The sequence below is a fragment of the Guyparkeria hydrothermalis genome, from assembly GCF_023555385.1.
Classification (GTDB): domain Bacteria; phylum Pseudomonadota; class Gammaproteobacteria; order Halothiobacillales; family Halothiobacillaceae; genus Guyparkeria; species Guyparkeria hydrothermalis_A.
On record NZ_JAJSED010000001.1, the window covers coordinates 2,368,590 to 2,392,942 of the forward strand.

18 protein-coding genes are annotated in these 24,353 nt (G+C 62.1%); 16 read left to right on the top strand and 2 right to left on the bottom strand.

The genetic code is table 11. From position 1 onward, the window contains the following. Positions 1-712: 712 nt before the first annotated feature. From LV476_RS11060 to LV476_RS11130, 15 genes are all read left to right on the top strand, one after another. Positions 713-2,692 carry a glycosyltransferase gene (locus LV476_RS11060; RefSeq protein WP_250076139.1) on the top strand — a complete coding sequence of 660 codons (1,980 nt, stop codon included), beginning with the start codon at positions 713-715 and terminating at the stop codon, positions 2,690-2,692. Then, positions 2,689-4,110: a mannose-1-phosphate guanylyltransferase/mannose-6-phosphate isomerase gene (locus LV476_RS11065; RefSeq protein ID WP_250076141.1), complete on the top strand. Its 1,422-nt coding sequence runs from the start codon at positions 2,689-2,691 to the stop codon at positions 4,108-4,110. The genes LV476_RS11060 and LV476_RS11065 overlap by 4 nt, the downstream gene beginning before the upstream one ends. 34 nt (positions 4,111-4,144) lie before the next feature. Further along, a complete protein-coding gene (locus LV476_RS11070) occupies positions 4,145-5,716 on the top strand; it encodes a hypothetical protein (protein ID WP_250076143.1) in 1,572 nt (523 codons plus the stop codon). A gap of 69 nt (positions 5,717-5,785) precedes the next feature. After that, on the top strand, positions 5,786-6,613 hold the full coding sequence (locus LV476_RS11075) for a COG1470 family protein (protein WP_250076144.1): 828 nt from the start codon (positions 5,786-5,788) through the stop codon (positions 6,611-6,613). Continuing rightward, positions 6,613-10,299, top strand: a complete 3,687-nt coding sequence (locus LV476_RS11080; RefSeq protein WP_250076146.1) for a glycosyltransferase family 4 protein — start codon at positions 6,613-6,615, stop codon at positions 10,297-10,299. The genes LV476_RS11075 and LV476_RS11080 overlap by 1 nt, the downstream gene beginning before the upstream one ends. After that, positions 10,296-10,910: a sulfotransferase family 2 domain-containing protein gene (locus tag LV476_RS11085; protein WP_250076148.1), complete on the top strand. Its 615-nt coding sequence runs from the start codon at positions 10,296-10,298 to the stop codon at positions 10,908-10,910. The genes LV476_RS11080 and LV476_RS11085 overlap by 4 nt, the downstream gene beginning before the upstream one ends. Before the next feature lie 392 nt (positions 10,911-11,302). Then, positions 11,303-12,394 carry a hypothetical protein gene (locus tag LV476_RS11090; protein WP_250076150.1) on the top strand — a complete coding sequence of 364 codons (1,092 nt, stop codon included), beginning with the start codon at positions 11,303-11,305 and terminating at the stop codon, positions 12,392-12,394. Between the two features lie 12 nt (positions 12,395-12,406). Continuing rightward, positions 12,407-14,011: an aldolase catalytic domain-containing protein gene (locus LV476_RS11095; RefSeq protein ID WP_250076152.1), complete on the top strand. Its 1,605-nt coding sequence runs from the start codon at positions 12,407-12,409 to the stop codon at positions 14,009-14,011. Continuing rightward, on the top strand, positions 14,008-14,700 hold the full coding sequence (locus LV476_RS11100; RefSeq protein ID WP_250076154.1) for a cytidylyltransferase domain-containing protein: 693 nt from the start codon (positions 14,008-14,010) through the stop codon (positions 14,698-14,700). The genes LV476_RS11095 and LV476_RS11100 overlap by 4 nt, the downstream gene beginning before the upstream one ends. A gap of 22 nt (positions 14,701-14,722) precedes the next feature. Further along, on the top strand, positions 14,723-15,577 hold the full coding sequence (locus tag LV476_RS11105; RefSeq protein ID WP_250076156.1) for a hypothetical protein: 855 nt from the start codon (positions 14,723-14,725) through the stop codon (positions 15,575-15,577). A gap of 8 nt (positions 15,578-15,585) precedes the next feature. After that, the gene (locus tag LV476_RS11110; RefSeq protein WP_250076158.1) at positions 15,586-16,248 is read left to right on the top strand and encodes an HAD family hydrolase; all 663 of its coding nucleotides are present in this window, start codon (positions 15,586-15,588) and stop codon (positions 16,246-16,248) included. Between the two features lie 85 nt (positions 16,249-16,333). Further along, on the top strand, positions 16,334-17,761 hold the full coding sequence (locus LV476_RS11115) for a phosphomannomutase (protein ID WP_250076160.1): 1,428 nt from the start codon (positions 16,334-16,336) through the stop codon (positions 17,759-17,761). Then, positions 17,761-19,023 carry a hypothetical protein gene (locus LV476_RS11120; RefSeq protein ID WP_250076162.1) on the top strand — a complete coding sequence of 421 codons (1,263 nt, stop codon included), beginning with the start codon at positions 17,761-17,763 and terminating at the stop codon, positions 19,021-19,023. Before LV476_RS11115 ends, LV476_RS11120 begins: the two co-directional genes overlap by 1 nt. A gap of 239 nt (positions 19,024-19,262) precedes the next feature. Beyond that, positions 19,263-20,492, top strand: coding sequence for a capsule biosynthesis protein (locus LV476_RS11125; RefSeq protein ID WP_250076164.1), 1,230 nt, complete (start codon positions 19,263-19,265; stop codon positions 20,490-20,492). Then, complete coding sequence (locus LV476_RS11130) at positions 20,479-21,255, top strand: SDR family NAD(P)-dependent oxidoreductase (protein WP_250076166.1); 777 nt, start codon at positions 20,479-20,481, stop codon at positions 21,253-21,255. The genes LV476_RS11125 and LV476_RS11130 overlap by 14 nt, the downstream gene beginning before the upstream one ends. A 59-nt stretch (positions 21,256-21,314) precedes the next feature. Here LV476_RS11130 and LV476_RS11135 read toward each other — a convergent pair whose 3' ends face one another. After that, complete coding sequence (locus LV476_RS11135; protein WP_250076167.1) at positions 21,315-23,042, bottom strand: SLC13 family permease; 1,728 nt, start codon at positions 23,040-23,042, stop codon at positions 21,315-21,317. A 111-nt stretch (positions 23,043-23,153) separates the two neighbouring features. Continuing rightward, positions 23,154-23,318 (bottom strand): hypothetical protein, encoded by a 165-nt coding sequence (locus tag LV476_RS11140; protein ID WP_250076168.1) that lies wholly within the window; start codon positions 23,316-23,318, stop codon positions 23,154-23,156. 340 nt (positions 23,319-23,658) lie between these two features. On the opposite strand from LV476_RS11140, the gene cysD reads away from it, so the two are divergent. Next, a partial coding sequence (gene cysD / locus LV476_RS11145) for a sulfate adenylyltransferase subunit CysD (RefSeq protein WP_250076169.1) occupies positions 23,659-24,353 on the top strand: 695 nt, incomplete at its 3' end.

Sequence of the window (24,353 nt, forward strand, 5' to 3'; positions counted from 1 at the left end):
CATGTGTCCGCAGTATGTCGGATCCGGTCTAGCGACCTATCAGGGGTCTTGTGGAGCAGCGGAGGGACATTCGTTGGTCCGAATGCGGGTCGTTTTCGTCCCTTTGAAACAGTCACTTGTTTGAACTCAATTGCCCTGGCTGGGTCTGAATTGGCCTAACGAAGAATGCGGGGTGATTTCGTATTCCGTTATTGGAATATTTCGTTATCTGCATGGATATTCCAGTCGTTTCGGAATCCGTCACGTTGCCGTCATTTTGCTGAACTAAGTTGCCGCTGGTGTGTCGATTCGTCGTAAAGGAATGTCAAGCGCACCGAGGATTCGGCGATTGCAATATTTCATTGGCCGAATAGGGGTTGTTTGTCGCTGACAAATCAGTTGCTTGACTGAACTCAAACACCCCTATTGGGTCGGATCCGCTTTAAGGAAATGCGGCGGTCGTTAGGCGTTCCGCGGTTTATATATTTGATGCTAAATATCAGGAATTCGTAATACCCATGATTTTTCATCGGGCCCAGCAAAAGCCGGTTCCCGCCATGGCGGGAGATGCCCTGGGTGTGGGGGTAAAAGCCCCCTCCAAGGCTGCGGCCTATGGTCGCGCGATCCGTGTCGGCCTTAGCTGTGGCGATGCTTATCTGCTGCGGTCGAGTGCCGGCCGCGTTTCCCGTGGGCACCGGAGAGACCTGGGTTCGAAGGAGGCGCTGGCTTGGTCATGACTGTTCAGCCGCATCAGTTTTACGGGCCTGCCGGCGTGGGCGTGGAGTTCGAGTACTCCCACCCATTCAATCAGCCGGTTGACCTGCCGTTCGATCTCCCGACCCGGATGTACGGGGGGATGTACATGATCTGGCTTCTGCGTCCCGGTCTCCAGACACGCTTTCCTCTCCAGAAAGGTCGGCGAGATGACTACCTGAGGTACCTCGCGTGGTGCGTGCGCCACGGGCGGCGCGAATACAAGTTACTGCGGCAGATTCAGCCCTGGAACGAGGAGTTGATGCGCCCCGCGGCGATGGACGAGATCGGAGGCGACTTGTGGCAGGGCGCCTACACGGTCGGCATGTTCCTCTGCGGGGTCGCTCGGTCTCGTTACTGGTCGGCGCAGGTTCGCTACAACAAGCGCGCCCGGCATCGGACGGCACGCTGGTATTTCCGCGGTGGCCGTCAGGAGATCGGCCTGGCCACGACGCTGCCCGTGTGGCAGATGCGTGCGCTGCGCCAGGTCTTCCCGTCGGCAAAGGGCTTTCTGAGCAGCCTTTACCTGCCGAAGGATGAGGCCGATCCGCACGCCGCCGAGCGCATTGCCCTGTACAACCAGGATGTGGTGCGCGCCTGGGATGAGGGTGACGAGGCCGCCTCGAACGCACCGAAGGCGATGACGTTTCCGCAGCAGCCACCGTGGTGGAGCCGGATTGCCGCCCGTCACCTGCCCGTCGGTATCAAGGAGCTGGCGAGGGCCCGACGCCTCCGCTCGACCACGCCGACCCAAGACGAGATCGAACGCCTGGTTTCGGGCTTGTCCTCATCGCTTCGGGACAAGCCATCGGCCAGTACAGGCGGCGGTTTGCCCGGCATCAACCTGTACGGCTATGCGCGTGGCGAACTCGGCATCGGTGAAGACGTGCGGATGGTGGCTCGTGCGCTCGAGGCAGCGGGCGTCCCGTTCTGCGTGATCAATTTCGAACCCGGCGGCGACGTCAGCCAGGAGGATCGAAGCGCGGAAGACTGGCTGGCGGACGAGCCGCAGTATCACATCAATCTCTTTTGCATGACGGGCATCGAGATGACCCGGCTGGTCTGCGAGCGCGGCCTGGATCTCCTGGAAGGGCACTACAACATCGGTTTATGGCCCTGGGAGTTGCCGGAATGGCCGGCTGCCTGGCGCCATGCGTACTCGTTGATCGACGAGCTCTGGGCAATCAGTTCGCACGTGGCGGAGAGCTATGCGAAATCGCCGCTACTGACGCGCGTGGTGCCGCTGCCGGTGGTGCTTGGCGACTTTGCCGCATCGAGTCGCGAGGACTGGGGACTGCCCGAATCGCCCTACCTGTTCCTGTTCTCGTTCGACATGAATTCCCGGCTCAGCCGAAAGAACCCGGAAGGCCTTGTGCGTGCGTTCAAGAAGGCATTCCCGGACGAAGGCGTCGACGAGGTCGGTCTGGTTCTTAAGGGCAGTCACGTCGATACGGAATCGGCCGCCTGGAAACGGCTGCTGAATGTCATCGGCGGGGACCGGCGCATCCACCTGTTCACGAGCGTGTTTCGGCGCCCGGATGTCCTGTCCCTTTACGACCAGTGCGATTGCTACGTCTCCCTTCACCGGGCCGAAGGGTTCGGTCGAGGCATTGCCGAAGCGATGCTTCTCGGAAAGGACGTCATCGTGACCGCCTATTCCGGAAACATGGATTTCTGTAATCAGCCCGGCATCGGCCTGGTGCGGCATCAGATGCGCCGTCTCGAGCCGGGTGACTACTTCTATGGCGAAGGCCAGTTCTGGGCCGAGCCCGACCTGAACCATGCAGCCGAACTCATGCGGCAGCGGGCATCAGGAGGGCGGAATCGTTCGCCGCCGGAATACGACGTCAGTCGGTTCTCCCCGGAGTATTGCGGTGTCTACATAAAGCGCCGTTTGCAAGCTCTCCAACAAGCCAGTGGTTCTGAGTTCATCAACACACAAAAGGAACGAAGCACATGATTACTCCAGTTATCTTGACAGGCGGTAGCGGTAGCCGTCTGTGGCCGTTGTCTCGCGCGGGCTACCCGAAACAGTTCCTTTCGCTGACTGGCGAACGGACCATGTTCCAGGAAACCCTCCTGCGGGTTCAGGGTGAGCAGTTCGGCGCGCCGTTGGTGGTCTGCAATGAGGAACATCGTTTCGTCGTCGCCGAGCAGCTGCGTGCACTCGGGATCGAGGCGGACCGGATCCTCCTGGAGCCGGTGGGCCGGAACACGGCACCGGCGGTTGCCGTCGCGGCACTGAGTTTGATGGAGCATGAGCCGGACTCCCGCATGCTCGTCATGCCCTCCGATCATGTGGTCTTCGACAACGAGGCCTTTATCGCCGGAGTCGAACGTGCCGCCGAGGCCGCGGATACCGGCTACCTGGCTACCTTCGGTGTCGAGCCGAACAAGCCGGAAACCGGCTACGGCTACATCGAGAAGAGTTCGGAGCCCCTGATGTCCGGTGTGCACCGCGTCTCCCGGTTCGTTGAAAAACCGGACCAGACCACGGCCCAGCAATATTTCGATTCCGGCGACTATCTCTGGAACAGCGGCATGTTCCTGTTCCGCGCCGAGGACTACGTCGTCGAGCTGCAGGGCCATCATCCGGACATGCTCAAGGCCTGTGAAGAAGCGCTCGCCAGCGGGGAAGACGACCTGAACTTCCGCCACCTGGATCGCGAGGCGTTCTTCTCTGCGCTTTCCGAGTCGATCGACTACGCCGTCATGGAAAAAACCGAGCGGGCTGCCGTTGTTCCCGTCGACATGGGCTGGAACGATGTCGGCAGCTGGTCAGCCCTCTGGGAGACCAAGGACAAGGACGAAGCCAACAACGCGGTTAGTGGCGACGTGATTCTCCACGACACCCGCGACAGTTACGTGCACTCCGAGAAAGGGCTGGTGGCCGTTTCCGGGCTGGACAACGTCGTTGTGGTGAACACCGATGACGCGGTACTCGTTGCCGATCGTCGCAACGCCCAGGACGTGAAAAAGCTGGTCGAGACGCTGAAGAAGCAGGGTCGCGAAGAACACTACCAGCACGCCGAAGTCCACCGTCCGTGGGGTGCCTATTGCGGCATCGATCTGGGCGATCGCTACCAGGTCAAACACATCACGGTGAAGCCGGGTGAGCGCCTCTCCCTGCAGATGCACTACCACCGGGCGGAACACTGGATCGTGGTCAGCGGTACCGCGCTGGTGACCCACGGCGAGAAGACCTTCCTCCTGCGCGAGAACGAGTCCACCTACATCTCCTGCGGTGAGACGCACCGTCTCGAGAACCCGGGCATGGTGCCGCTGCACCTGATCGAGGTGCAGTCCGGTTCCTATCTCGGCGAGGACGACATCGTCCGATTCGAGGATGGGTACGGCCGCGCCGAGCAGTGCGCCTGAATTCTGAAGCCAAGGAGCATGGGGAGGTTGGCCGATGGCCACGATCTGTCTGGTAGGTGATTCGCAAAAGGACTTGGACCTGCTTCGAGGCATGCTCGAGTCCGCGACTCACATCCCAACGGACGAACAGTTCGGTGTCATCGCAGGCGATGCCTTTTCCACGGAAAAGCTCCAGGAGGCGGGCCGGTCACGACCCGAGGGGCATTTCCTGATCCTGTCGCGATCGCTCAAGGAAACCATCGCCGACGGCATTCGCCGTCGGGCTGGTGATCCGCGCGAAATGCTGTCGGGCTGGTTGCGCAGTCAGCGGGAAAAGCTGTCCTTCTGCAAGGACCACCCGTCTCGCTGTCTGATGGTGGCTCATCAGGCCGTCTGTGATCACCCGGACTGGGTGGCAGAGGTCGTTCGGGAACGCTGGGATCTTCCCAGCGGTGGCGGCAACCCCATCACACCGTCGACACCCGAGGGAGAGGCCGGCGCAGCCGACCCGCTCCCCTGGATGCTGGCACAGATGTTTATCGAGCGGCTCGACTCGGCCACGACGGCCGAGATCGACAGTCTGGAGACACGGATTGTCGGTTGTCCGCTTTCCTCCGAGCGTTTCCACGATGACACCGGGAGGGTCGACGAGGCGATCCGGGGGTATGGGCAGCTCGTCGAGCAGGCCGGGGCAGGTGACCGGACCTCGCCGGAGCAGGGCGAGGCGGCAACGTTGCTTGCCCAGCTCGACGAGTGCCATCAACGGATCGAGCGTCATGCGCAGTTGGCCAATCGACGCGAACAGGCGTTAATCGAGGCGCGCGAGACCGTGGACGAACTGCGCTCAGGCGCCCAGCAGCTGCTCACGCAACTGCAAGAGACACAAACGGAAGTCGTCAGGCATGCATATCTGGCCAACCACCAGGAGGCCAGCGTGGACGAGTTGCGGCATGAACTTGGCGAATACCGCGCCATGGTGGGGGAGTTGCTGGTGGCACTGCATCGGTCCCACGAGGAAACCGAACACTTTGCCAGCAAGTTCAACGATCAAAGCTGGGGCCACATCGGGAAACGGTTTACAGGCACGAGCAAGGTCCTCGAATACGACTCCGTGCGGCTTGTCGGCGTGAAGAACAACCCGGATTACGAACACATCGTCCTGATGCTGGAAAACGTGCGCTGGGGCGGACAGAAACTGGATCGGTGGGGGTTCCGCCTTTCCAGCGCCAATCTTGGCCCGTGCCGTTTCGGTCAGCGCCCGAAGCTCGAAGTGCCCGCCCAGCCGCACCAGTGGTTGCAGGGCTGGTTTCCCGAATCTCGGGATACCCATGGGGGCAAATGGGAGCTTCGTTTCGAGGCACCCAACACGTTGGACATGGCGGTGCTCAAGCGCCTGCCCCGGTCGGATCGGACACGCGTGGGGGAACTGCTCGAACGGCTTCCCGCGATGCTCCACGAGGTTTTCGACATGGGAGGCAGCAACCATTCCCGGGCGGACTGGGTGCGCCTTGCGGAGACCATGCGCGATATCCACCGCGATCGCGTGAGTGACAAGGGCGGCCGCGTCACCGACAAGGTTGCTGATGCCGGCATCCGCTTCAAAAATTTTCGCTTTATCAAGACTTAAGCAGAGGGAACACAAAGGCAAATGGCTATCGATATCGAGTCATTACGCAGACGACATTGCCAGGAGCTGGTGGGCCACGCCTTCCACTTGCTGGCAGACCCGTCCGATAGAGAGAAAGCCCAGCTGGACGAATGGGTGGATTTTCTTCTGCAGGAGGGCGATGTCCACCAGTTGATCGAGCGGTTGAAGGCCCGCGGTGACAAGGCCGCCGCCGAGAAGGCTGCTGCCGACAAGGCCGCCGCGGAGAAAGCCGCTGATGAGAAGGTCGCCGCGGAGAAGGCTGCTGCTGAGAAGGCCGCCGCTGAGAAAGCAGCCGCTGAGAAAGCAGCCGCCGAGAAGGCGGCCGCTGAAGCGGAGGCATCGGCCCCTGTCGAGGCTCCGGCTCCGGTTGAGGAGCCGGCCCTGGCTGAGGCTCCGGCAGAAGCAGCGGTTCAGGAAGAAGGCGGGGAGTATGCCGGCTCGGCGGAAATCGTCGATGCACCCCGCGAATTCCAGGCCGGCATGCCCGAGACCATCCTGGTATCGATCGAGAACAATGCCTCCTTTACCTGGGAGAACACCGAAGATTGCCCCATCAATGCCTCGTATCACTGGCTGAATGCCGCCGGGGAGATGGAGTGTTTCGACGGCATTCGCACGCCGTTGGAAGGCGCGATTGCTCCCGGGGAGCGCGCCGAGGTCGAGGTGCGTGTCGAGCCGCCCTCGGAGCCTGGCGATTACGAGCTGGTCCTGACCATGGTCCACGAAGGGGTGACCTGGTTCGAGGAGCAGGGATTCAAGGCGTGCGTGCGCAAGATCCAGGTTGACGAATACAGCGGCTACGGGCTGTCTCGTCAGGCCCGAGATATCTTCATGTCGCTGAACCGCCGGTCCCAGGTTATGGAGGTGGCTGCCTGATGCGCATCGTGATCGACATGCAGGGTGCACAGACGGAGAGCCGTTTCCGCGGTATCGGGCGCTACACCCTTTCGCTGACCGAAGCGATTGTCAGAAACCGTGGGCAGCACGAGGTGATCCTGGCCCTGAACGGCCTGTTCCCGGAGACCATCGAAGGTATCCGGGCGGCCTTCCAGGGTCTGCTTCCCCAGGAAAACATTCGGGTGTGGGAAGCACCCGGCCCGGTTTCCGACAATACACCGGACAACACCGAGCGCCGACTGGTGGCCGAGCTGGAACGCGAGGCGTTTCTGGCCAGCCTGCAGCCCGACGTCATCCACGTTCACAGCCTGTTCGAGGGCTTTGGGGATGATGCCGTGGTCAGCGTTGGTCGCTACGACCGGAAAACGCCGGTCAGCGTGACGCTGCACGACCTGATACCGCTTCTCTATCCGCAGCAGTATCTGGAGCCCAACGAGGTCTTCGCCAGCTACTACAACAACAAGATCGAGCACCTCAAGCGCGCCTCGCTGTTCCTGTCCATTTCCGAGTCCTCCAGCCGCGAGGTGGTCGATCACCTGGGCGTGGAACCCCGGCGGGTGTTCAATACCTCGGAGGCCGCCGAGGACCGATTCCGCGAGGTGGGCATCTCGCCGGCCGAAGCCAAGGCGCTCAAGGCGAAGTTTGGGCTGAAGCGACCGTTCGTCCTCTATACCGGCGGGGCGGATCAGCGCAAGAACCTGCCGCGCCTGATCCGTGCCTATGCGGCATTGCCCGACAAGATGCGCGCCTCCCATCAGTTGCTGTTCGCCGGGAAGATGCCCGAGGGCGAGATTGGTGACCTGCAGGAGGTTGCAGAGCATGCGGGTCTGGGCAGTGACGAGTTGTGCTTCACCGGATTCGTCGCCGACGAGGAGCTGGTTCAGCTGTACAACCTCTGCAAGCTGTACGTCTTTCCCACCTGGCACGAAGGTTTCGGCCTGCCGGCACTGGAGGCGATGCAATGCGGCGCGCCCGTGGTGGGGGCGAACACGTCCAGTCTTCCCGAGGTGATCGGCCTGGAGGAGGCGCTGTTCGATCCAGCGGACGTGGACGACATGTCGGCCAAGATCGCGCAGGCGCTGAAAAACGAGAAGTTCCGGCAGCGGCTCATCGCCCATGGCCGGCAGCAGGCGAAGAAATTCTCCTGGGAGACGTCGGCCAGGCGCGCCATCGCCGCCTGGGAAGCCCTGCACGCCGGTCGCCGGAAGGAAAGCACCGGGGAAAACGCCGCGCCGCGGCCTCCGGTGGTCGTCGACGAGGCGCTGGAGAGCGCGATCGTCGAGCAGCTGGATCAACCCAACAAGTTCGTGCTGAGCGAGATTGCCAGCAGCCTGGCCGTCAACCAGCAGGCGAGCGTTACCCGTCAGCTGCTTCTGGACGTTTCCGAAATCCGCAACAGCGATGCCGCGACGGGCGTGCAGCGCGTGGTGCGCAGTTACCTGCAGGGGTTGCTGACGAACCCGCCGGCCGGATTCCATGTGGTGCCGGTCTACGCAACACGCGACGACGGCTATCGCTATGCCTGGCAAATGGCGCGTCAATTCGGGGCGGTGTTGCCGGAAGGCCTGAGCCGACAGGCACTGGAAGACCGGGTGCCCGTTCGCTGGCAGCGCGGCGACGTCTTCTTCGCACTGGATATGCAGCATCACGTCCAGCTGGCGCATCAGCCGTTCTACCGGCAGTTGCAGGCCGATGGCGTCACGGTCAAGTTCCTGGTCCACGACCTGCTGCCCATCCAGCTGGCGGATCTGTTCAAGGACGACGACGCCAAGGACCTGCACGAGCAATGGCTCACCATGGTGGCCGGCACCGATGGGGCCGTCTGTGTCTCCAAGGCGACGGCGGATGCCTTCGATGAGTGGATCGCCGAGAAAGGCATCTACCGCACGCCCGGCTTCCACATGACCTGGGTGCATAACGGCGGCGACCTGGATGGCTCCAAACCCTCCACCGGTATGCCGAAGGATGCGGAAAAGGTGCTGACGAAGATTCGCCAGCGGCCGACCTTCCTGTGTGTGTCGACCATCGAGCCGCGCAAGGGGCAGGACCAGGTGTTCGATGCGGTCCAGGCGCTCTGGGACCGTGGTCACGACATCAACCTGGTGCTGGTGGGCAAGCAGGGCTGGAAGGTGGACCAGTTGGCCAAGTCGCTGCGCAAGCACCGGGAGAAAGGCAAGCGCCTGTTCTGGCTGGAGGGCATCAGCGACGAGTACCTGGAGAAGGTCTACCAGTCCAGCAGTGCCCTGGTGGCCGCCAGTATCAACGAAGGCTTCGGTCTGTCGCTGATCGAGGCGGCGCGGTACGGCGTGCCGATCATCGCGCGCGACATCCCGGTGTTCCGTGAGGTGGCCGGCTCGAATGCCTTCTACTTCAAGGGGCAGGACGGACAGGTGCTGGCCGACGAGCTGGCCGACTGGCTGCTGATGAAGGAGGAGCAACCGCAGTCGACCGGGCTCGAGTGGTTGACCTGGGCACAGGCCACCGAGCAGCTCAAGCGCGAGCTGGTCGAGAAGCATCACCCCAGGCACCAGCTCCTGGTCGATGTCTCGGAACTGGTCATGCGCGACGCACGCAGCGGCATTCAGCGCGTGGTGCGCAGCATCCTCCGGGAATGGCTGAACAATCCGCCGGAAGGCTACCGGGTCGAGCCGGTCTACGCCTCGGTGGAGGAAGGCTATCGCTATGCCAGGCGCTTCACGCGGGACTTCATGGGGTTGCCGTCAGGGGATCTGGAAGACGAGGTCATCGACTTCGGGCCCGGCGACGTGTTTTTCGGGCTGGACATGCAGCCGCAGGTGCAGATTGCCCAGCAGCCCTTCTACCAGAAGCTGCGTGGTCATGGCGTGACGGTGAAGTTCCTCCTCCACGACCTGCTGCCGATCAAGATGCCCGAGTTCTTTCCACCCGGCAACGAGGAGGGCTTCACTCAGTGGCTCAACTCGATTACCTCCACCGATGGGGTGATCTGTGTCTCGAACACGGTCGCCAACGAGTTGCGTGACTGGGTCGAGGAACAAGGCCCCCATCGGCAACGGCCGCTGCAGATCGGCTGGTCGCACAACGGCGCGGATATCGACAGCTCGGCACCCAGCCGGGGTATGCCGGACGACGCCCCGCAGGTGCTGGCCGCGCTGGAGGCTCGGCCCAGCTTCCTGATGGTGGGCACCCTGGAGCCCCGCAAGGGCTACACGGACACCCTCGACGTGTTCGATGCGCTCTGGGAGCAGGGTCTGGACGCCAACCTGGTAATCGTCGGCAAGATGGGCTGGAAGGTCGAAGCCCTCGCCGAGCGCATCAAGTCGCACCCCGAGTACAACCGCCGGCTGTTCTGGCTGGAAGGTATCAGTGACGAGTACCTGGAAAAGGTCTACGCCACCTGCGACTGCCTGATTGCCGCCTCCTACGGGGAAGGTTTCGGCTTGCCGCTTATCGAGGCTGCCCAGCAGCGCATGCCGATCATCGCGCGGGATATCCCGGTTTTCCGCGAAGTGGCCGGAGAGCACGCGACCTACCTCCCGCGAGACATGAATGTGAAATCGGCGGGCAAGGTGTTCCGCCAATGGCTTGATAACTATCAGAACGGGACCGTGATCACGTCCGGGGCTATGCCGTGGCTGACATGGCGAGAAAGTGCTGATGTGACGATAGAGGAAGTATTGAAGTGATCATTTCAATTGAAAAAAAGTTCATCTTTATTGCCAATCTGAAAACCGCGTCGACGTCTATCGAGTCTGAGTTGAGGCCGCATGGCGACATCGTCGTTAGACGCAGTGAGCTTGGGAAACATCTGCCTTACGCCCAGATCCAGAAGCGTTTCAAGTGGCTTTTCGATGTCATCGACGAGGGCGAGTTTTTCAAGTTCGGCGTCATCCGTGATCCGGTCGATTATGCGCTCAGCCTTTATAAGTCGCATCGACACGAGAAGTTCAAGGACAACCCCCGGCTTTACACCGGCGACATGAGTTTCGATGACTTCATGGAAGTGTGGGTGCCGAATAACAAGGGGCAGCTGCAGCCGCAGATCGATCGATTTATTGATATCGACGGAAACCTTTCGGTGGATCAGCTGATTGTCTACTCCGATCTGGACAAGAGGTTCCCCGAGGTGATGAAAAAGCTGGGTATCCCCGAGATTACATTGCCCAGAATGAATGTCAGCCCCGACTTTGAAGTCGAGGTGACTGATTACGCCAAGTCGCGGCTCAAGACGCTGATGGAGCGTGATTACAAGGCAATCGCCAACGTGAAAGAGGCAATCGCCAACGTGGAAGCGTAAGCGGGGATTTCGAGGGCGATTCCGCTGTCAAAGTCGGAGGCTCGGATCATGCGGTCTTCCTCGATCCGAACGAGGATGTGCCGTGGACAAGTATCCAGCTGCCGGCGGTTTCGCTTTCGATCAGCCCTGGAGTGAGTTCGCCGATTCACTCCTGTCCGCGTTCGGCAACATCCGGACCGGCGTTAGTCAACCGCGATGTAACGCGGACATGCCGTCCTGCGGCTGAAACAAGGTCAGCCGCGGGGTGGGTTTCCCCGTGCAGGCATACCGTCAGATCGAGTTCTCGCTTCGATGTGAGCGATCCCAGAGGCAGTTGCTTTTGGGTAGGGGCGCGCGGGCTGAATGCGTTTTTGCATATTTATAAATGAGTATATTAATTCAAGGTGGTTGATATGGTGCATTATCCGGCCGCATTCGCACCGACTGAGCTTTTTGTCGTGTTGTTGTCGTCGTATTTCGGGAATCAGGAGTCCGAATTCCTGATTATCGTGCCCGACAAGATTTCGGTTTCTCTCCCTGTCGACAAATACGTGCGATCTATCGGTGGTCGGATCATGACTGCCGGTGAAGCCAAGAAGCTCGACAAGGAGCAGGCTCCAGCCCACCTCTGGGTGCACCCGTTTGGCAAGACACACATCTCCTCGGTATTGGTCGAGAAGTTCGGCGCCGAATACAGCGTTTACTCCGACGGCATCAAGAACGAGCTCGGTCAGGCCAAGCTGGAAGAGGTGTTCCCGCACTACAAGGAACTGCTTTTCTTCGGGTTTGCGTGGAAACGTCCGTTCATAAAGACCGGGACCCCCGTCCGATTCTGCACATTCCACGATATCGATTCGGCGTTCGATGCATTGAAGTCGATTGTCGGCGCGAAATTGTCCTTCGATGCAGACGAACTGAAAAAAGACTGGCTGTTTCTCCGGTATTGGGGGCAGGGGCCCGGTGAATTCGTCGACGGGCTTGATTATATCGACGTAGTAAAGCGGTATCTGTCCACCGAAGATGCGTCGAGCGTGGTCCTGAAAGGCGATTCCCGAATCATGGCGTCATCAACCGGTGACGTATTGGCGGGGTTGCAGGACGACTACGACGTGGTCGCCCTTGAGGACCGCGTGGAGTTTATCGAGGCCGATTCGGTCGAGGCCGACAAGTTCTTCGCGGAAACCATGATTCCCGACGATTTCTCGGGTCGGCTGCACTGTTTCGACAGTTCCTTGTCGGTGTATGCCGCGGTGGCCACCGATGCCGACATCCGGTTTCCTCGAGAAGAGCTGATCACCGACGTCTTCGCCAACGAAGGGTTTGCGCGAAACGTTGTCAGCTACGCCGGGCTGTACCGCAGCGTGTGTGAAAAGATCCGCCAGTTGAAGGATTCCGGTTCTTTCAAAATCGACGCCCCCCTCGTGGTGGAGCGAAAGGAAGGGAGTTTCTTTGTCAGGGAGGCCCAGAGCCCCACGGATAAAGCAGTGACGATCGAAAATCTCTAACCGGTAGATTCTATGTATTTTCTTGATTGCACTCTCCGTGACGGCGGCTACTACAACACCTGGGATTTCTCCACGGATGTGATCCATCAGTACCTCGATGCGATGCAGGCCGCCGGGGTCGACGTGGTGGAGCTGGGCTTCCGGTCGTTGAAGAACAACGGGTTCAAGGGCCCCTGCGCCTTCACGACCGACCACTTCATACAGAGCCTCTCGATTCCCGACGGGCTGGCCATCGCGGTCATGGTGAATGCGAGCGAACTGGTCGGTGACGTGCCCCAGGACGAAGCGCTGGAGCGGCTGTTCCCGGTCCCGGCGGACGAATCGCCGGTGAACCTGGTGCGCATCGCCTGCCACGTGCATGAATTCAAGGCAGCACTGCCGGCGGCTCGCTGGCTCAATGAGCGCGGGTACCGGGCCGCATTCAACCTGATGCAGGTCTCCGATCGCACCGAGGAAGAGATCAAGTCACTGGCTCGCGAAGCCAAGGAATATCCCCTCGAAGCGCTCTACTTCGCGGACAGCATGGGGAGCATGACCCCGGGGCAGACCGCGCAAATCATCGGCTGGTTGCGCAGCGAGTGGGGCGGAGACCTGGGTGTCCACACGCACGATAACCAGGGTCTGGCGCTCTCCAACACGCTCCGTGCCTTGGACGAGGGAGTGAACTGGGTCGACTCCACCGTGACCGGCATGGGCCGCGGCCCGGGCAATGCCCGCACGGAAGAACTGGCCGTCGAGATTGCCGAGCGGCGTGGCAAGTCCGCCAACATGGTGCCGCTGATGTCGCTGCTGCGCGAGTACTTCAAGCCGATGCAGCGCCAGTACGGCTGGGGCACCAATCCGTACTACTACCTGGCCGGCAAATACGGCATTCACCCCACCTATATCCAGGAGATGCTCAGCGACTCGCGGTACGAGGAAGAAGACGTGCTGGCGGTCATCGAGCACCTGCGCGTGGAAGGGGGCAAGAAGTTCAGCCTCAACACGCTGGACGCTGCGCGGCATTTTTACGCCGGGGAGCCGAAAGGCCAGTGGACGCCTCGCGAGCGCTTCGAGGGGCGAGACGTGCTGTTGCTCGGCACCGGGCCGGGCGTGACCCGCCATCGCGACGCCCTGGAGCGCCATATTCGCGAGCACCGGCCGCTGGTCATGGCCCTGAACACCCAGGGCGCGATTGATGCCGAGCTGATCGACCTGCGTGTGGCATGTCACCCGGTGCGCCTGCTGGCGGACTGTGATGCACATACCCAGCTGCCGCAGCCACTGATCACGCCGTATTCGATGCTGCCTGAAAACGTTCAGGCCTCCCTGCGCGAGAAGGACGTACTGGATTTCGGTCTCCAGGTGCAGACCGGCACGTTCGATTTCTCCGATACCTACTGCGTCGCGCCCACGTCACTGGTCATGGCCTACGCATTCGCCATCGCGGTCAGCGGGCAGGCGAACTGCATCTACATGGCCGGGTTCGACGGTTATGCGGGCGAAGACCCACGAAACGAAGAGATGAATCGGGTGGTCAAGCAGTACCACGCTTCCGATTCCACCGTTCCCCTCATTGCGGTTACGCCATCCCGCTATGACGTGGCCAAGAAGAGTATTCACGGACTCATCACATGACAGACAAAGTTACCTGCTTCCTGCCCTGCCGAGCGGGCAGCCAACGCGTCACGCGCAAGAACATCAAGCCCTTCGCCGGGTTCGAGTTCGGTCTGATCGAAGTGAAGCTTCGACAGCTGCTGGCTGCCGATGCGATCGATGAAGTGGTCCTGACCACCAACGATGACGACATTCTTGCCTTCGGCGAGTCGCTGAACGAACCGCGCCTGCGGTTGCACAAGCGCATCGAGGCCCTGTCATCGAGCAAGACCAGCACGGACCAGTTGGTCGGCCACGCGCTCGACCTGATTCCGGAGGGCCACATCCTCTGGACGCACGTGACGTCTCCCTTCATTACCGAAGAACACTACGACCGGATCATCCGGTCCTATCGGGACCAGCTGGAGCGGGGTTACGACTCGCTCATGACGACGACCTCGATTCACGGTTTTCTTTGGCAGTACGAAAGGCCCATCAATTACGACCGTGATGTCGAGAAATGGCCCCGGACCCAGACGTTGCCGGCCGTTCACGAGGTGAACAGCGGCGTCTTCCTGGCATCCGCGGACATTTATCGGGATCTCGCGGACCGGATCGGTGACAAGCCTTATCTGTATGAACTGGACAAATTTACCAGCCACGACATCGACTGGCCCGAAGACTTTGCGGTGGCCGAGTGTCTGGTGGAAAAAGATCTCATCAAAATTTAGTTACGGGTCTGAGGGCAATGGCATGAAGAAAGTGACTCTCCATATGGGGTTGTGGAAAACCGGCACCACCTTCCTGCAGAAGGCGGTGTTCCGCGAGACGGGCGTATGCGCCGGCATGCATATAACGCCGCACAAGCAGGAGCGTGAGTTTCAACGTCACTTCATGCACAGCTCACCGCTTTTCTGGGATACGAAAGGCGGGCGAGAACTCATCAAGCAGCTTTTCGTCGGCAAAAGCCTTTACACGGCCGAGAACCTGTATCGGGCCAAGATCTTCAAGAACAACGTGGATCGGGGCGTGGCGTCCGTCGAGCCCGATTCCTTCCTCCGCCACCTCGACGCCATCGGTGACGTGCTGGCGGAATTCGGCATGGACCTGCAGGTGCTGTTCTTTTTCCGAAGGCAGCCTGAGTGGCTTGCGTCGATGTACAGCGAAATGAGCCGGCCGTTGAACGCCGCAAGTCAAAAGGACTTCGACGAGCGCATCGAGCAGATGGTCAACAACCCGTACCAGCACGGAGACCACGTGATCAAGTATGACCTGCTCTACAAGAAGCTTTGCCAGAGTGTCGGGCGCCGCCGGGTGCTGGCGCTCCCGTACGAGGAGTTCATGACACCCGACAATCTCAACCGGATTCGTGAGTTCACCGGGATTCTGGAACTGGGCGAGGGTGTCGATCCCAACAAGCGGGTCAACAAGAAGTCATCCGGTGAACGGTCCTGGGGTCTGTGGGTCAAGGAAAAGGAGGAATTTGTCCCCGGGAAGCTGAAGCTGTCTCCCAAGACCGAAAAGATGATTCAGGACCACTACCGCCGTTCCAATCAGAATTTTTCCAAGATGCTGGATATTGATCTGGGTCAGTGGGGCTACTTTTGAGTAATTCGATGTCGTATTCAAAGTACCGGACGCTGGTGTTCGACTGCGATGGCGTCGTGTTGGACTCCAATCGCTGCAAGACCGACGCGTTTTATCAGGCCACGCTGCCTTACGGCGAGGCGGCCGCGCAGGCAATGGTCGACTATCACCGGGCCAATGGCGGGATATCGCGCTACACCAAGTTCGCCCGCTTTCTCGAGGAGATCGTCCCGCAGCACGCGGCAGGTGCTGACGGCCCCGATCTGGATGGGCTGCTGGAGAACTACGCCAGCGAGGTCCGCCAGGGGCTGATGCAATGCCAGGTGGCGCCCGGACTGCAAGCGTTGCGCGAGGAGACCCCCGACGCTCGCTGGCTGATCGTGTCCGGTGGCGATCAGAACGAACTGCGTGACGTATTTGCCGAACGCGGACTGTCAGAGCTGTTCGACGGTGGGATTTTCGGCAGCCCGGATACCAAGGACGAGATCCTCGCTCGCGAACTGGATACGCGTTTGATTCGGGAGCCGGCGCTGTTCCTGGGCGACAGCAAGTACGACCACGAGGCGGCCAGTGCCGCCGGTTTCGACTTCGTCTTCCTGAGTGGCTGGACCGAAGTGCCTGAATGGGAAGAGTGGGTTGCGTCCAACCAGATCACCACCCACGAAAATCTGGCCGAATTCGGCCGCGGTTAGCCGCTTGTGGTGGGTGAGAGGCGTCGCCCCTCGATTCAGGCCCCGTTATTTATTAAAGACACCATCGTTATCTGGGAGTTGTATTTTGCACGGCGAATCTAATGTTCAGGCGATTCTCGGGAAGAGTCAGATCGAATTCGGCACCAGTGGTGCACGCGGTCTGGTGGAGCAGTTCACCGACGAGGTCTGTGCGGCCTTCACGACCGCGTTTCTCGTCGTGATGCGGGAGCAGGCCGAGGTGACTCATGTGGCGATCGGCATGGACCGACGCCCGAGCAGCCCGGCGATGGCGGCCGCGTGCAGTGCGGCTGCCCGGGCTCTCGGTGTGAAGGTGGTCGATTACGGGGTGCTGCCCACCCCGGCGCTGGCGTTGCAGGCCATGGCCGATGGCGTGCCCGCGATCATGATCACCGGCAGTCATATCCCCTTCGATCGCAACGGCATCAAGTTCTACCGTCCGGAAGGCGAGATCACCAAGGCGGACGAACGGGCAATCATGAGTGTCGCGGCCGAATTGCCGGCGCTCGGTGAGAGCCTTCGGGAAACGGTCAGCGATGCTGCCAAGCAGCGCTACTTCTCCCGCTATGCCGAGTGGTTTCCGGGACAGCCGCTGTCCGGCCGGCGCATCGGTCTCTATCAGCACTCCGCGGCTGGGCGCGACCTTAGCCAGGAGGTGCTCGAGGGGCTGGGTGCCCAGGTGATTGCCCTCGGCCGGAGCGAGGAGTTCGTCCCGGTGGATACCGAGGCCGTCAGTGACGAGGATCGCGCGCTTGCCCGCGACTGGGCGGCCGAACATCAGCTCGATGCGCTCCTGACCACCGATGGCGACGGCGACCGTCCGCTGCTGGCCGATGAGCAGGGCGTGTGGTTGCGCGGCGATATCACCGGGCTGCTGTGTGCACGCGAGCTGGGTATTCAGGCCCTGGCCGTGCCGGTCAGCTGCAATACCGCGATCGAAGGCTGCAACGCATTCGATGAAGTCCTGCGGACCCGCATCGGGTCCCCCTACGTGCTGGCAGGCATGGAGGGCCTGGCCGGCAAGCACCTGCGGGTGGCTGGCTTCGAGGCAAACGGCGGATTTCTTCTGGGCACCCCGGTCGAGGAGGGCGATCGCCGCCTGGACCCTCTGCCCACGCGTGATGCGCTCCTGCCGGCCCTGACGCTGATGGTGGCGGCCGCTCGCGAGGACAAGCCGTTGTCGGCCCTGGTCGACGGCTTGCCGGCACGCTATACCGCCAGTGACCGTCTCAAGGCGTTTCCTACCGAACACAGCCAGGCGCTGCTGGCCGAGTGGCGTGCCGACCTGGCCGCCATGCAGCAGGCGTTGGGACTGGAGCCTGCCGTTTCCCGAATCGATGACACCGATGGCCTGCGTGCCGTCATGGCGAACGGGGAGGTCGTGCACCTGCGCCCGTCCGGTAACGCGCCGGAACTGCGTTGTTACGCCGAGTCGGATTGCCCCAACCGCGCCGAGGCCCTGGTCGCCAACGTACTGGAGAGGCTCGTACGGTAATGACACCGAAGCGCCGCATCGTTCTTCATATCGGAACGGAGAAAACGGGCTCGACGTCCCTGCAAGCGCTGCTTCACGCGAACCGGGAGGTATTGGCCCGGCATGGCATTGCCTACCTGTCGACAACGAAACGTGCCGAGGCGCGCGGGCTGACTGCCGCCGTGCTGAACGAAGACATGCCGGATGATTATCTGCGGTTTCTCGGCGTCGACGGGCAGGACGCTCGCCGGGCGTTTCGCGAGGACACCCTCGCCGAATGGCGTGCCCAGCTGGACCGTCTGCCCATCGACATCCATACCGTGGTGGTTTCCAGTGAGCACTTTCATTCCCGCCTCAGGCGTCCCGAAGAGCTGAGGCGTCTCGCGGATTTGTTCAGCTCGTGGAGTTCCGAATTCCAGGTGGTGGCCTATCTGCGCCGGCAGGTCGACGTGATGAACTCGTTCTACTCGACCGAGCTGAAGAACGGGGGCACGAGGACGTTGCTTGAGGCATCAGGAAAGATGTGCCGCCCGGGGAATCATTACTTCAACTACCGACAGGTGCTCGAGTTGTGGGGCGATATATTCGGGGAGGAGGCGTTGTGTCCGCGTCTCTTCACTCGACCCACCCATCAGGGCGACGGGGTGATCGAGGATTTCCTCTCCCTGTTGTCCGTCGATGAGGCCGCCTTGTCGAGTCCGGGGCGCCCGCGGCTGAACGAGTCGCTCACGCCCATGGGGCAGGCGCTGTTGCGCGGCCTGAACCAGCTGGCTCATCGAGCCGGGGACGAGGGCCGCTTAGCCGAGGACCTGCAGGCGTTGCGCCGCGAGGTCGTGCGGGCGTTTGCCGGCAAAGGGGCGACGTTGCCGCCGGAAGAGGCGAATGCGCTTCAGAGCCGGTTTGACGAGATCAATGAAGAGCTGCGGAAAAAATGGTTCCCGGAGCGGCAGACCCTCTTCGCTCCGCTGGACAAGACCGATGATCGCCAGACCGGGCGACGCATCGACCTGTCCGGCAAGCAACTCACGCTGGTTTCCCGTGCATTGAATCTGTCGGATGCCCTGGGCGAAAAGGCCAACCGGTTCAAGGGGTTCGATGAATGTGCCGTGCGCTTGCGGGACGCGGCCGTGGAGCGGGAGACACGGGATCCCACGGGTGCCGCCTCCTACATGAAATTGGCGGCCCGTATTCGTCCCAAGGGCACTTTCATCGCGCAGTGGCTGGAGACGAATTGCCCGCCGATGGGGGTCGCCGCCCGCCTGCGTCAGTTGTTGTGGCGATAAGGCCACCCTCCAGCCGCGCGGGGTGACGCATCCGATCGTTCACCGCCTTGATGGTTGAGGCCAGTGAGCGCCGTTTGATGAACGGCTTGATCCTGCGCTGTCAAACGCACCACAGTGGAAATGGTTCATGCAGCCCCTGGTGCCTTGGGTGCGTATTTGGCATTCCGGATGGGTGCTGCATGAAACAAATCTACTGAGAGACCAAGGCTAGCCTTTACTCTTCCCGACACGGAACCGCCATGTCGTCGTTCTTGTTCCTGCAGGGTTCCGCTTCGCCGTTTTTCGATGTGCTTGGCAGGGCCCTCAAGGCCCGCGGTCACGCGGTGATGCGCATATTCTTCAACCCGGGCGACCAGCTTTACTGGTCGCATGGCGGGGTGGCGTTCCGTGGGCGACTCGCGGATTTGCCGGATTTCGCCGACGACGTGATGGAGCGTCACGGCGTGACCGATCTGGTGCTGTTCGGCGATTGCCGGCCGGTACACCGGCCGGTGATCGATCGCGCCGAGGCCGCCGGCCTGCGAGTTCACGTCTTCGAGGAAGGCTATTTCCGTCCCAATCGCATCACCCTGGAACGCTCTGGCGTGAACCGGCATTCGCGTTTGCCGCGAGACCCGGACTGGTACCGCCAGGCGGTGCGGTTGTGCCCGGAGGAGCCCACGGGTTGCCATATGGCGAAGGTGTTCCGCGTCCGGGCCTATCACGACGTCCGGTATCACGTGGCCGGGTTGCTCAACCCGTTGATGTACCCGCATTACCGCAACCATCAAATCTACAACGCCCCGCTGGAGTACGCCGGCTACCTGTGGCGGTTTGCGCGCCTGACCGTGCGCCGCCGGCGGGATGAGGCAACGGTGCAAACCCTGCTCGGCGGGGGGCGGAAATTTTTCCTCCTGCCGCTGCAACTCGATGGCGACGCCCAGATCCGGGATCACTCGCCGTTTGATGGCATGGGCGGGGTGCTGCGTTCGGTGATGCGGTCGTTCGCCGAGCAGGCGGCCCAGTCCCAGTGCCTGGTGATCAAGAATCACCCGCTCGATCCCGGCGTGGTTTCCCACGAGCGGCGGGCGCGTCGGATCGCCGACGAGCTGGGCATCCGCGACCGCGTGATATTCCTTGAAAGCGGCCCGCTCGACGACCTGATCAAGGCCTCCCGCGGGGTGGTCACCGTCAACAGCACCGTCGGGTTCGTATCGCTTGGTCTGGGTTGCCCGACGGTTGCCCTCGGGGAGTCGATCTACCGGATGCCCGGGTTGACGCATCAGGCGGGCATGCGCCACTTCTGGTCGGACCCGCAGCCCCCGGATGGTCCACTGTTCGCCGACTTCGAACGGGTGGTTCGTCATGTCGCGCAGGTGCCGGGTGGGTTCTATTGCCGTGAAGGGATTGCCTGGGCCGTGGAGAACGCGATTCCGCGCCTGGAATCCGAGCGGTCGGTGCTCGAGGAGTTGCTTGATGCCGCCGGTTGACCCCAGTCGGATCCTGATTACCGGGGCGAGCGGTGCCATTGGTGCGGCGCTGGCACAGGCTTATGCCGGCCCGGGACGAACCCTGGTCCTGCAGGGGCGCAATCTCGATGCGCTCCGGCAGACGGCGACGTCGTGTCGGCAGACCGGCAGCGAGGTGATTGTCGAAGAGGTCGATCTCCTTGATCGCGCCTCGGCAGTCGCGTTCATCGAGCGCCACCTTGGCGAGACGACCCCGGATCTCGTCGTGCTGAACGCCGGCATGAACGTGCACGCGTCCTCCGCTGAGGCCATCGAGTCGCCGGGCGAGGCGGAAGACCTGCTGACCCTCAACATGATGAGGGCGCAGCTGCTTTTCGATCGTGTGGCACGAGCCATGCTCGCGCGGGGAGGGGGGCAGATTGCCCTGGTGAGCTCGCTGGCGGCTGACATGGGCCTGCCGCCAACGCCGGCCTATTCGGCCAGCAAGGCGGCGGTGAAATCCTACGGCGAGGCCATGCGCGGGGCGCTGGCCCCTCGGGGTGTGCGCGTGAGCGTCATCATGCCCGGGTACGTGCGGTCGCCGATGTGCGATGCCATGCCCGGTCCCAAGCCGTTTCTTTTGTCGCCCGAGAAGGCGGCGCGGCGCATCCGCCGCGGGCTGGCAAAAGACCGTGGCCGGATTGCCTTCCCCTTCTGGTTGTCGTTGGGAACGCGCTGGTTGGGCGTGCTGCCCGTCGACTGGGCGCTCGGGCTTCTACGGCGATTGGGGTACCGCGCGCCCTGACCGGCGTCCGGCCCCTAAGACTCGGTCCGCGCGGTCGTGGCAGGCGCAGCCGAGCCGCCTCAGAACGGGAACGCCAGCGGGATCAGGATGATGACGGCAGCCGAGTACACCAGCGTGAGCGGCAGGCCGGTGCGCAGGTAATCGCCCATTCGGTAACGTCCGGACGAATACACCATCAGGTGGGTCTGGTAACCGAACGGGATCAGAAAGCAGGCACTGGCGCCGAAGGCCACGGCCATCACGAAGGGCATCGGATCCACGCCGAATCCCTGCGCGGTGGCATAGGCGACCGGGAAGGCCAGGGCGGCGGCCGCGTTGTTGGTGACGGTCTCGGTCAGGACCACCGTCAGCAGATAGGCGCCGACGAACGCGGCGAAGACGCCATGCCCGTTGAACGTCGCCTGCATCAGATCCGCGATCAGGGCGGCGCCGCCTGCATTCTCCAGCGCCTCTGCCAGTGTCAGCGCCGAGCCGATGATCACCACGATCTCGAACGGGAAGCGCCGTCTGATCTCGCTGACCGTGAGAATGCGAGTGACCAGCAGTGCGCCCAGTAGCAGCAAGAGTCCCTCGAACAGCGAAAGCCAGCCGGCGGCGGCCGCCGCCACGACTGCGAAAAAGCCGCCGAGCGCGAATCCGCTCTGTTTCGCCCCGAGTCGCGGGCGCTGGAAGCTGCCGCTCAGCAGATGGAAGTTGCGATCGATGTTGCGGTGTTGCCGGAAGTCCGCGCCGGTAGCCAGCAGCAGGCAGTCACCCACCCTCAGCGGTACCCGTCCGAGTTGTCCGCGAATCCGCTCGTTGCCGCGCCGGATGCCGACCACGCCCGCATTGAACATGCTGCGGAAATCCACTTCCTGGAGCGTGCGGTTGGCCAGCTCCGACTGGTTGGAAACGACCACCTCGACCAGGTTGGTCGCCAGCAGGTCGTCGGCCCGGTGGCCGAACAACTGCAGGCCGGGGAAGCGTTGCAGCGCCTGAACCTTGTCGACTTCACCGGTAAATACGAGCACGTCGTCGGCGGCGAGTACTTCGTCCGGGCCGACCGGCGTGATCAGGCGCCCCTGTCGTTCGATTTCAAGAAGATAGAGGCCTTCGAGCTGGCGCAGGCCGTTGGCCTCGATGCTGTTTCCGATGAGGGGAGAGTCGGGGCGCACCTCGGCGGCGAGGAAATAGGACATCGCCTCGCCGCCGCATTCCCGTTCGTTGTGCGGCAGGCTGCGGGCCTGCCACCAGAGCACGGCCAGACCGAGCAGTGCCACCGGAACGCCGACCAGACTGAACTGGAACATCGTCAGCTCGGGCAGGCCGGCGTTGACCGCAAAGGAGCTGACGACAAGGTTGGTCGAGGTGCCGATGAGCGTGGTGACGCCACCCAGAATCGAGGCGTAGGACAGCGGGATCAGCAGACGCGACGGGGTGATCCGCTTCTGTCGGGAGATCGCCCCGAGGAACGTGCCGACCACCGCGGTGTTGTTGAGAAACGCGGAAAGTACGGCCGTGGTGCCAATCAGCTTGAAGCGCGCCAGGCCTTCGCCACCGGAAACCAGGCGTTCGGCAATGCTGTCGAGGAAATGGGATCGCTCCAGCGCCAGCGAGACGAGCAGGAGCAGCGTCAGTGTCGCCAGCGCCGGGTTGGTGAAGTTGGCGAGCATCTCGGCGGGCGCGACCAGGCCGGTCAGGACAAAAGCCACGGCGGTGAAGGCAAAGGCCGTTGCCGGTGAGACGCGGCCGCTGGCAAGCACGGCCAGCAGGGCGGCGATGGCGAGAAGTACGAGCCAGGCGCTCATGATCGGATTTCCTCGGCCGGTTGGGGTGACATCGTCACGTGGTTAAAGCGTGAGGATATGGATTGTGATTCTAGGGGGTGGTTCAATACGTAGTCGAGCAAAGACGGACATTTACTGTGTATGGATGTCATTATAAAGTAATAAAAACAACGCGTTGCGGTTTTTAAGATCATAAAACTTTTTCTGCCGCAACCTGTCGAACCCTGCACGCCCCGAGGTGTCGCACATGTGGCTGGACGGGGTGAACGCCGCTCCGGCGGGGCCGAGCGCAGCCATGGCGGTCGTCGCTTTTCCGGTCGTCCGGAAAGGCCGGTTACACGGCGGCGGGGCGCGGGTAGGTTCCTGTCGGGTAGGCCCGGGGTAGTGAACTTCCCGGTGCCGCTGATCGTCCACCGGTAGCGATCGGGTGACGGTCCGGGTTACGACCCGAGCAGGTGACCCATTGGGCCGCGTCGCGCCAGTGCCCTAGGGGTGCGGCAAAGCAAACGCCGGTGCCGCGTGAGGCACGAACACAATCGACGAGGCTGGCTTCGTGCCGGACTCAGGGCAGGCGGGCCGACGCCGGCACGCCTGCGCAGCGAATTTGATAAGCAAGGCGAAAAGGTTGAATGACACCATGACGACACTGACCCATCTGCAACGGCTCGAAGCCGAAAGCATTCACATCATGCGTGAGGTGGTGGCCGAGACCGAGAACCCGGTCATGCTGTACTCGATCGGCAAGGACTCGGCGGTGATGCTGCACCTGGCCCGCAAGGCATTTGCGCCGGGACCGCCTCCGTTCCCGCTGATGCACATCGATACCCGCTGGAAATTCCGGGCGATGTACGAGTTTCGCGACCGGATGGCCGAGGAAGTCGGCATGGACCTGCTGGTCCACGTCAATCCGGAAGGCGTGGAGAAGGACATTAACCCGTTCACGCACGGCTCGGCGCTTCACACCGAGATCATGAAGACCGAGGGTCTCAAGCAGGCGCTCGACAAGTACGGCTTCGATGCCGCCTTCGGCGGGGCGCGCCGCGACGAGGAAAAATCCCGCGCCAAGGAGCGCGTGTTCTCGTTCCGCACCGACCAGCACCGCTGGGACCCGAAAGGCCAGCGCCCCGAGCTGTGGAAGCTGTACAACGCCCGCAAGCACAAGGGCGAGTCCATCCGGGTCTTCCCGCTGTCCAACTGGACCGAGCTGGACATCTGGCAGTACATCTACCTCGAGAACATCCCGATCGTGCCGCTGTACTACTCCGCGGAGCGCCCGGTGGTCGAGCGTGACGGCACGCTGATCATGGTCGACGACGATCGCATGCCCTTGAA

Excerpts from the sequence above, each read along its gene's own strand:
- LV476_RS11125 (WP_250076164.1), top strand. The coding sequence starts at position 19,263 with ATGTCGTCGTTCTTGTTCCTGCAGGGTTCCGCTTCGCCGTTTTTCGAT.
- LV476_RS11090 (WP_250076150.1), top strand. The coding sequence starts at position 11,303 with ATGGTGCATTATCCGGCCGCATTCGCACCGACTGAGCTTTTTGTCGTG.
- LV476_RS11070 (WP_250076143.1), top strand. The coding sequence starts at position 4,145 with ATGGCCACGATCTGTCTGGTAGGTGATTCGCAAAAGGACTTGGACCTG.
- LV476_RS11140 (WP_250076168.1), bottom strand. The coding sequence starts at position 23,318 with ATGGCTGCGCTCGGCCCCGCCGGAGCGGCGTTCACCCCGTCCAGCCAC.
- LV476_RS11110 (WP_250076158.1), top strand. The coding sequence starts at position 15,586 with ATGTCGTATTCAAAGTACCGGACGCTGGTGTTCGACTGCGATGGCGTC.
- LV476_RS11095 (WP_250076152.1), top strand. The coding sequence starts at position 12,407 with ATGTATTTTCTTGATTGCACTCTCCGTGACGGCGGCTACTACAACACC.
- LV476_RS11130 (WP_250076166.1), top strand. The coding sequence starts at position 20,479 with ATGCCGCCGGTTGACCCCAGTCGGATCCTGATTACCGGGGCGAGCGGT.
- LV476_RS11120 (WP_250076162.1), top strand. The coding sequence starts at position 17,761 with ATGACACCGAAGCGCCGCATCGTTCTTCATATCGGAACGGAGAAAACG.
- LV476_RS11100 (WP_250076154.1), top strand. The coding sequence starts at position 14,008 with ATGACAGACAAAGTTACCTGCTTCCTGCCCTGCCGAGCGGGCAGCCAA.
- LV476_RS11080 (WP_250076146.1), top strand. The coding sequence starts at position 6,613 with ATGCGCATCGTGATCGACATGCAGGGTGCACAGACGGAGAGCCGTTTC.
- LV476_RS11060 (WP_250076139.1), top strand. The coding sequence starts at position 713 with ATGACTGTTCAGCCGCATCAGTTTTACGGGCCTGCCGGCGTGGGCGTG.
- LV476_RS11065 (WP_250076141.1), top strand. The coding sequence starts at position 2,689 with ATGATTACTCCAGTTATCTTGACAGGCGGTAGCGGTAGCCGTCTGTGG.
- LV476_RS11135 (WP_250076167.1), bottom strand. The coding sequence starts at position 23,042 with ATGAGCGCCTGGCTCGTACTTCTCGCCATCGCCGCCCTGCTGGCCGTG.
- LV476_RS11105 (WP_250076156.1), top strand. The coding sequence starts at position 14,723 with ATGAAGAAAGTGACTCTCCATATGGGGTTGTGGAAAACCGGCACCACC.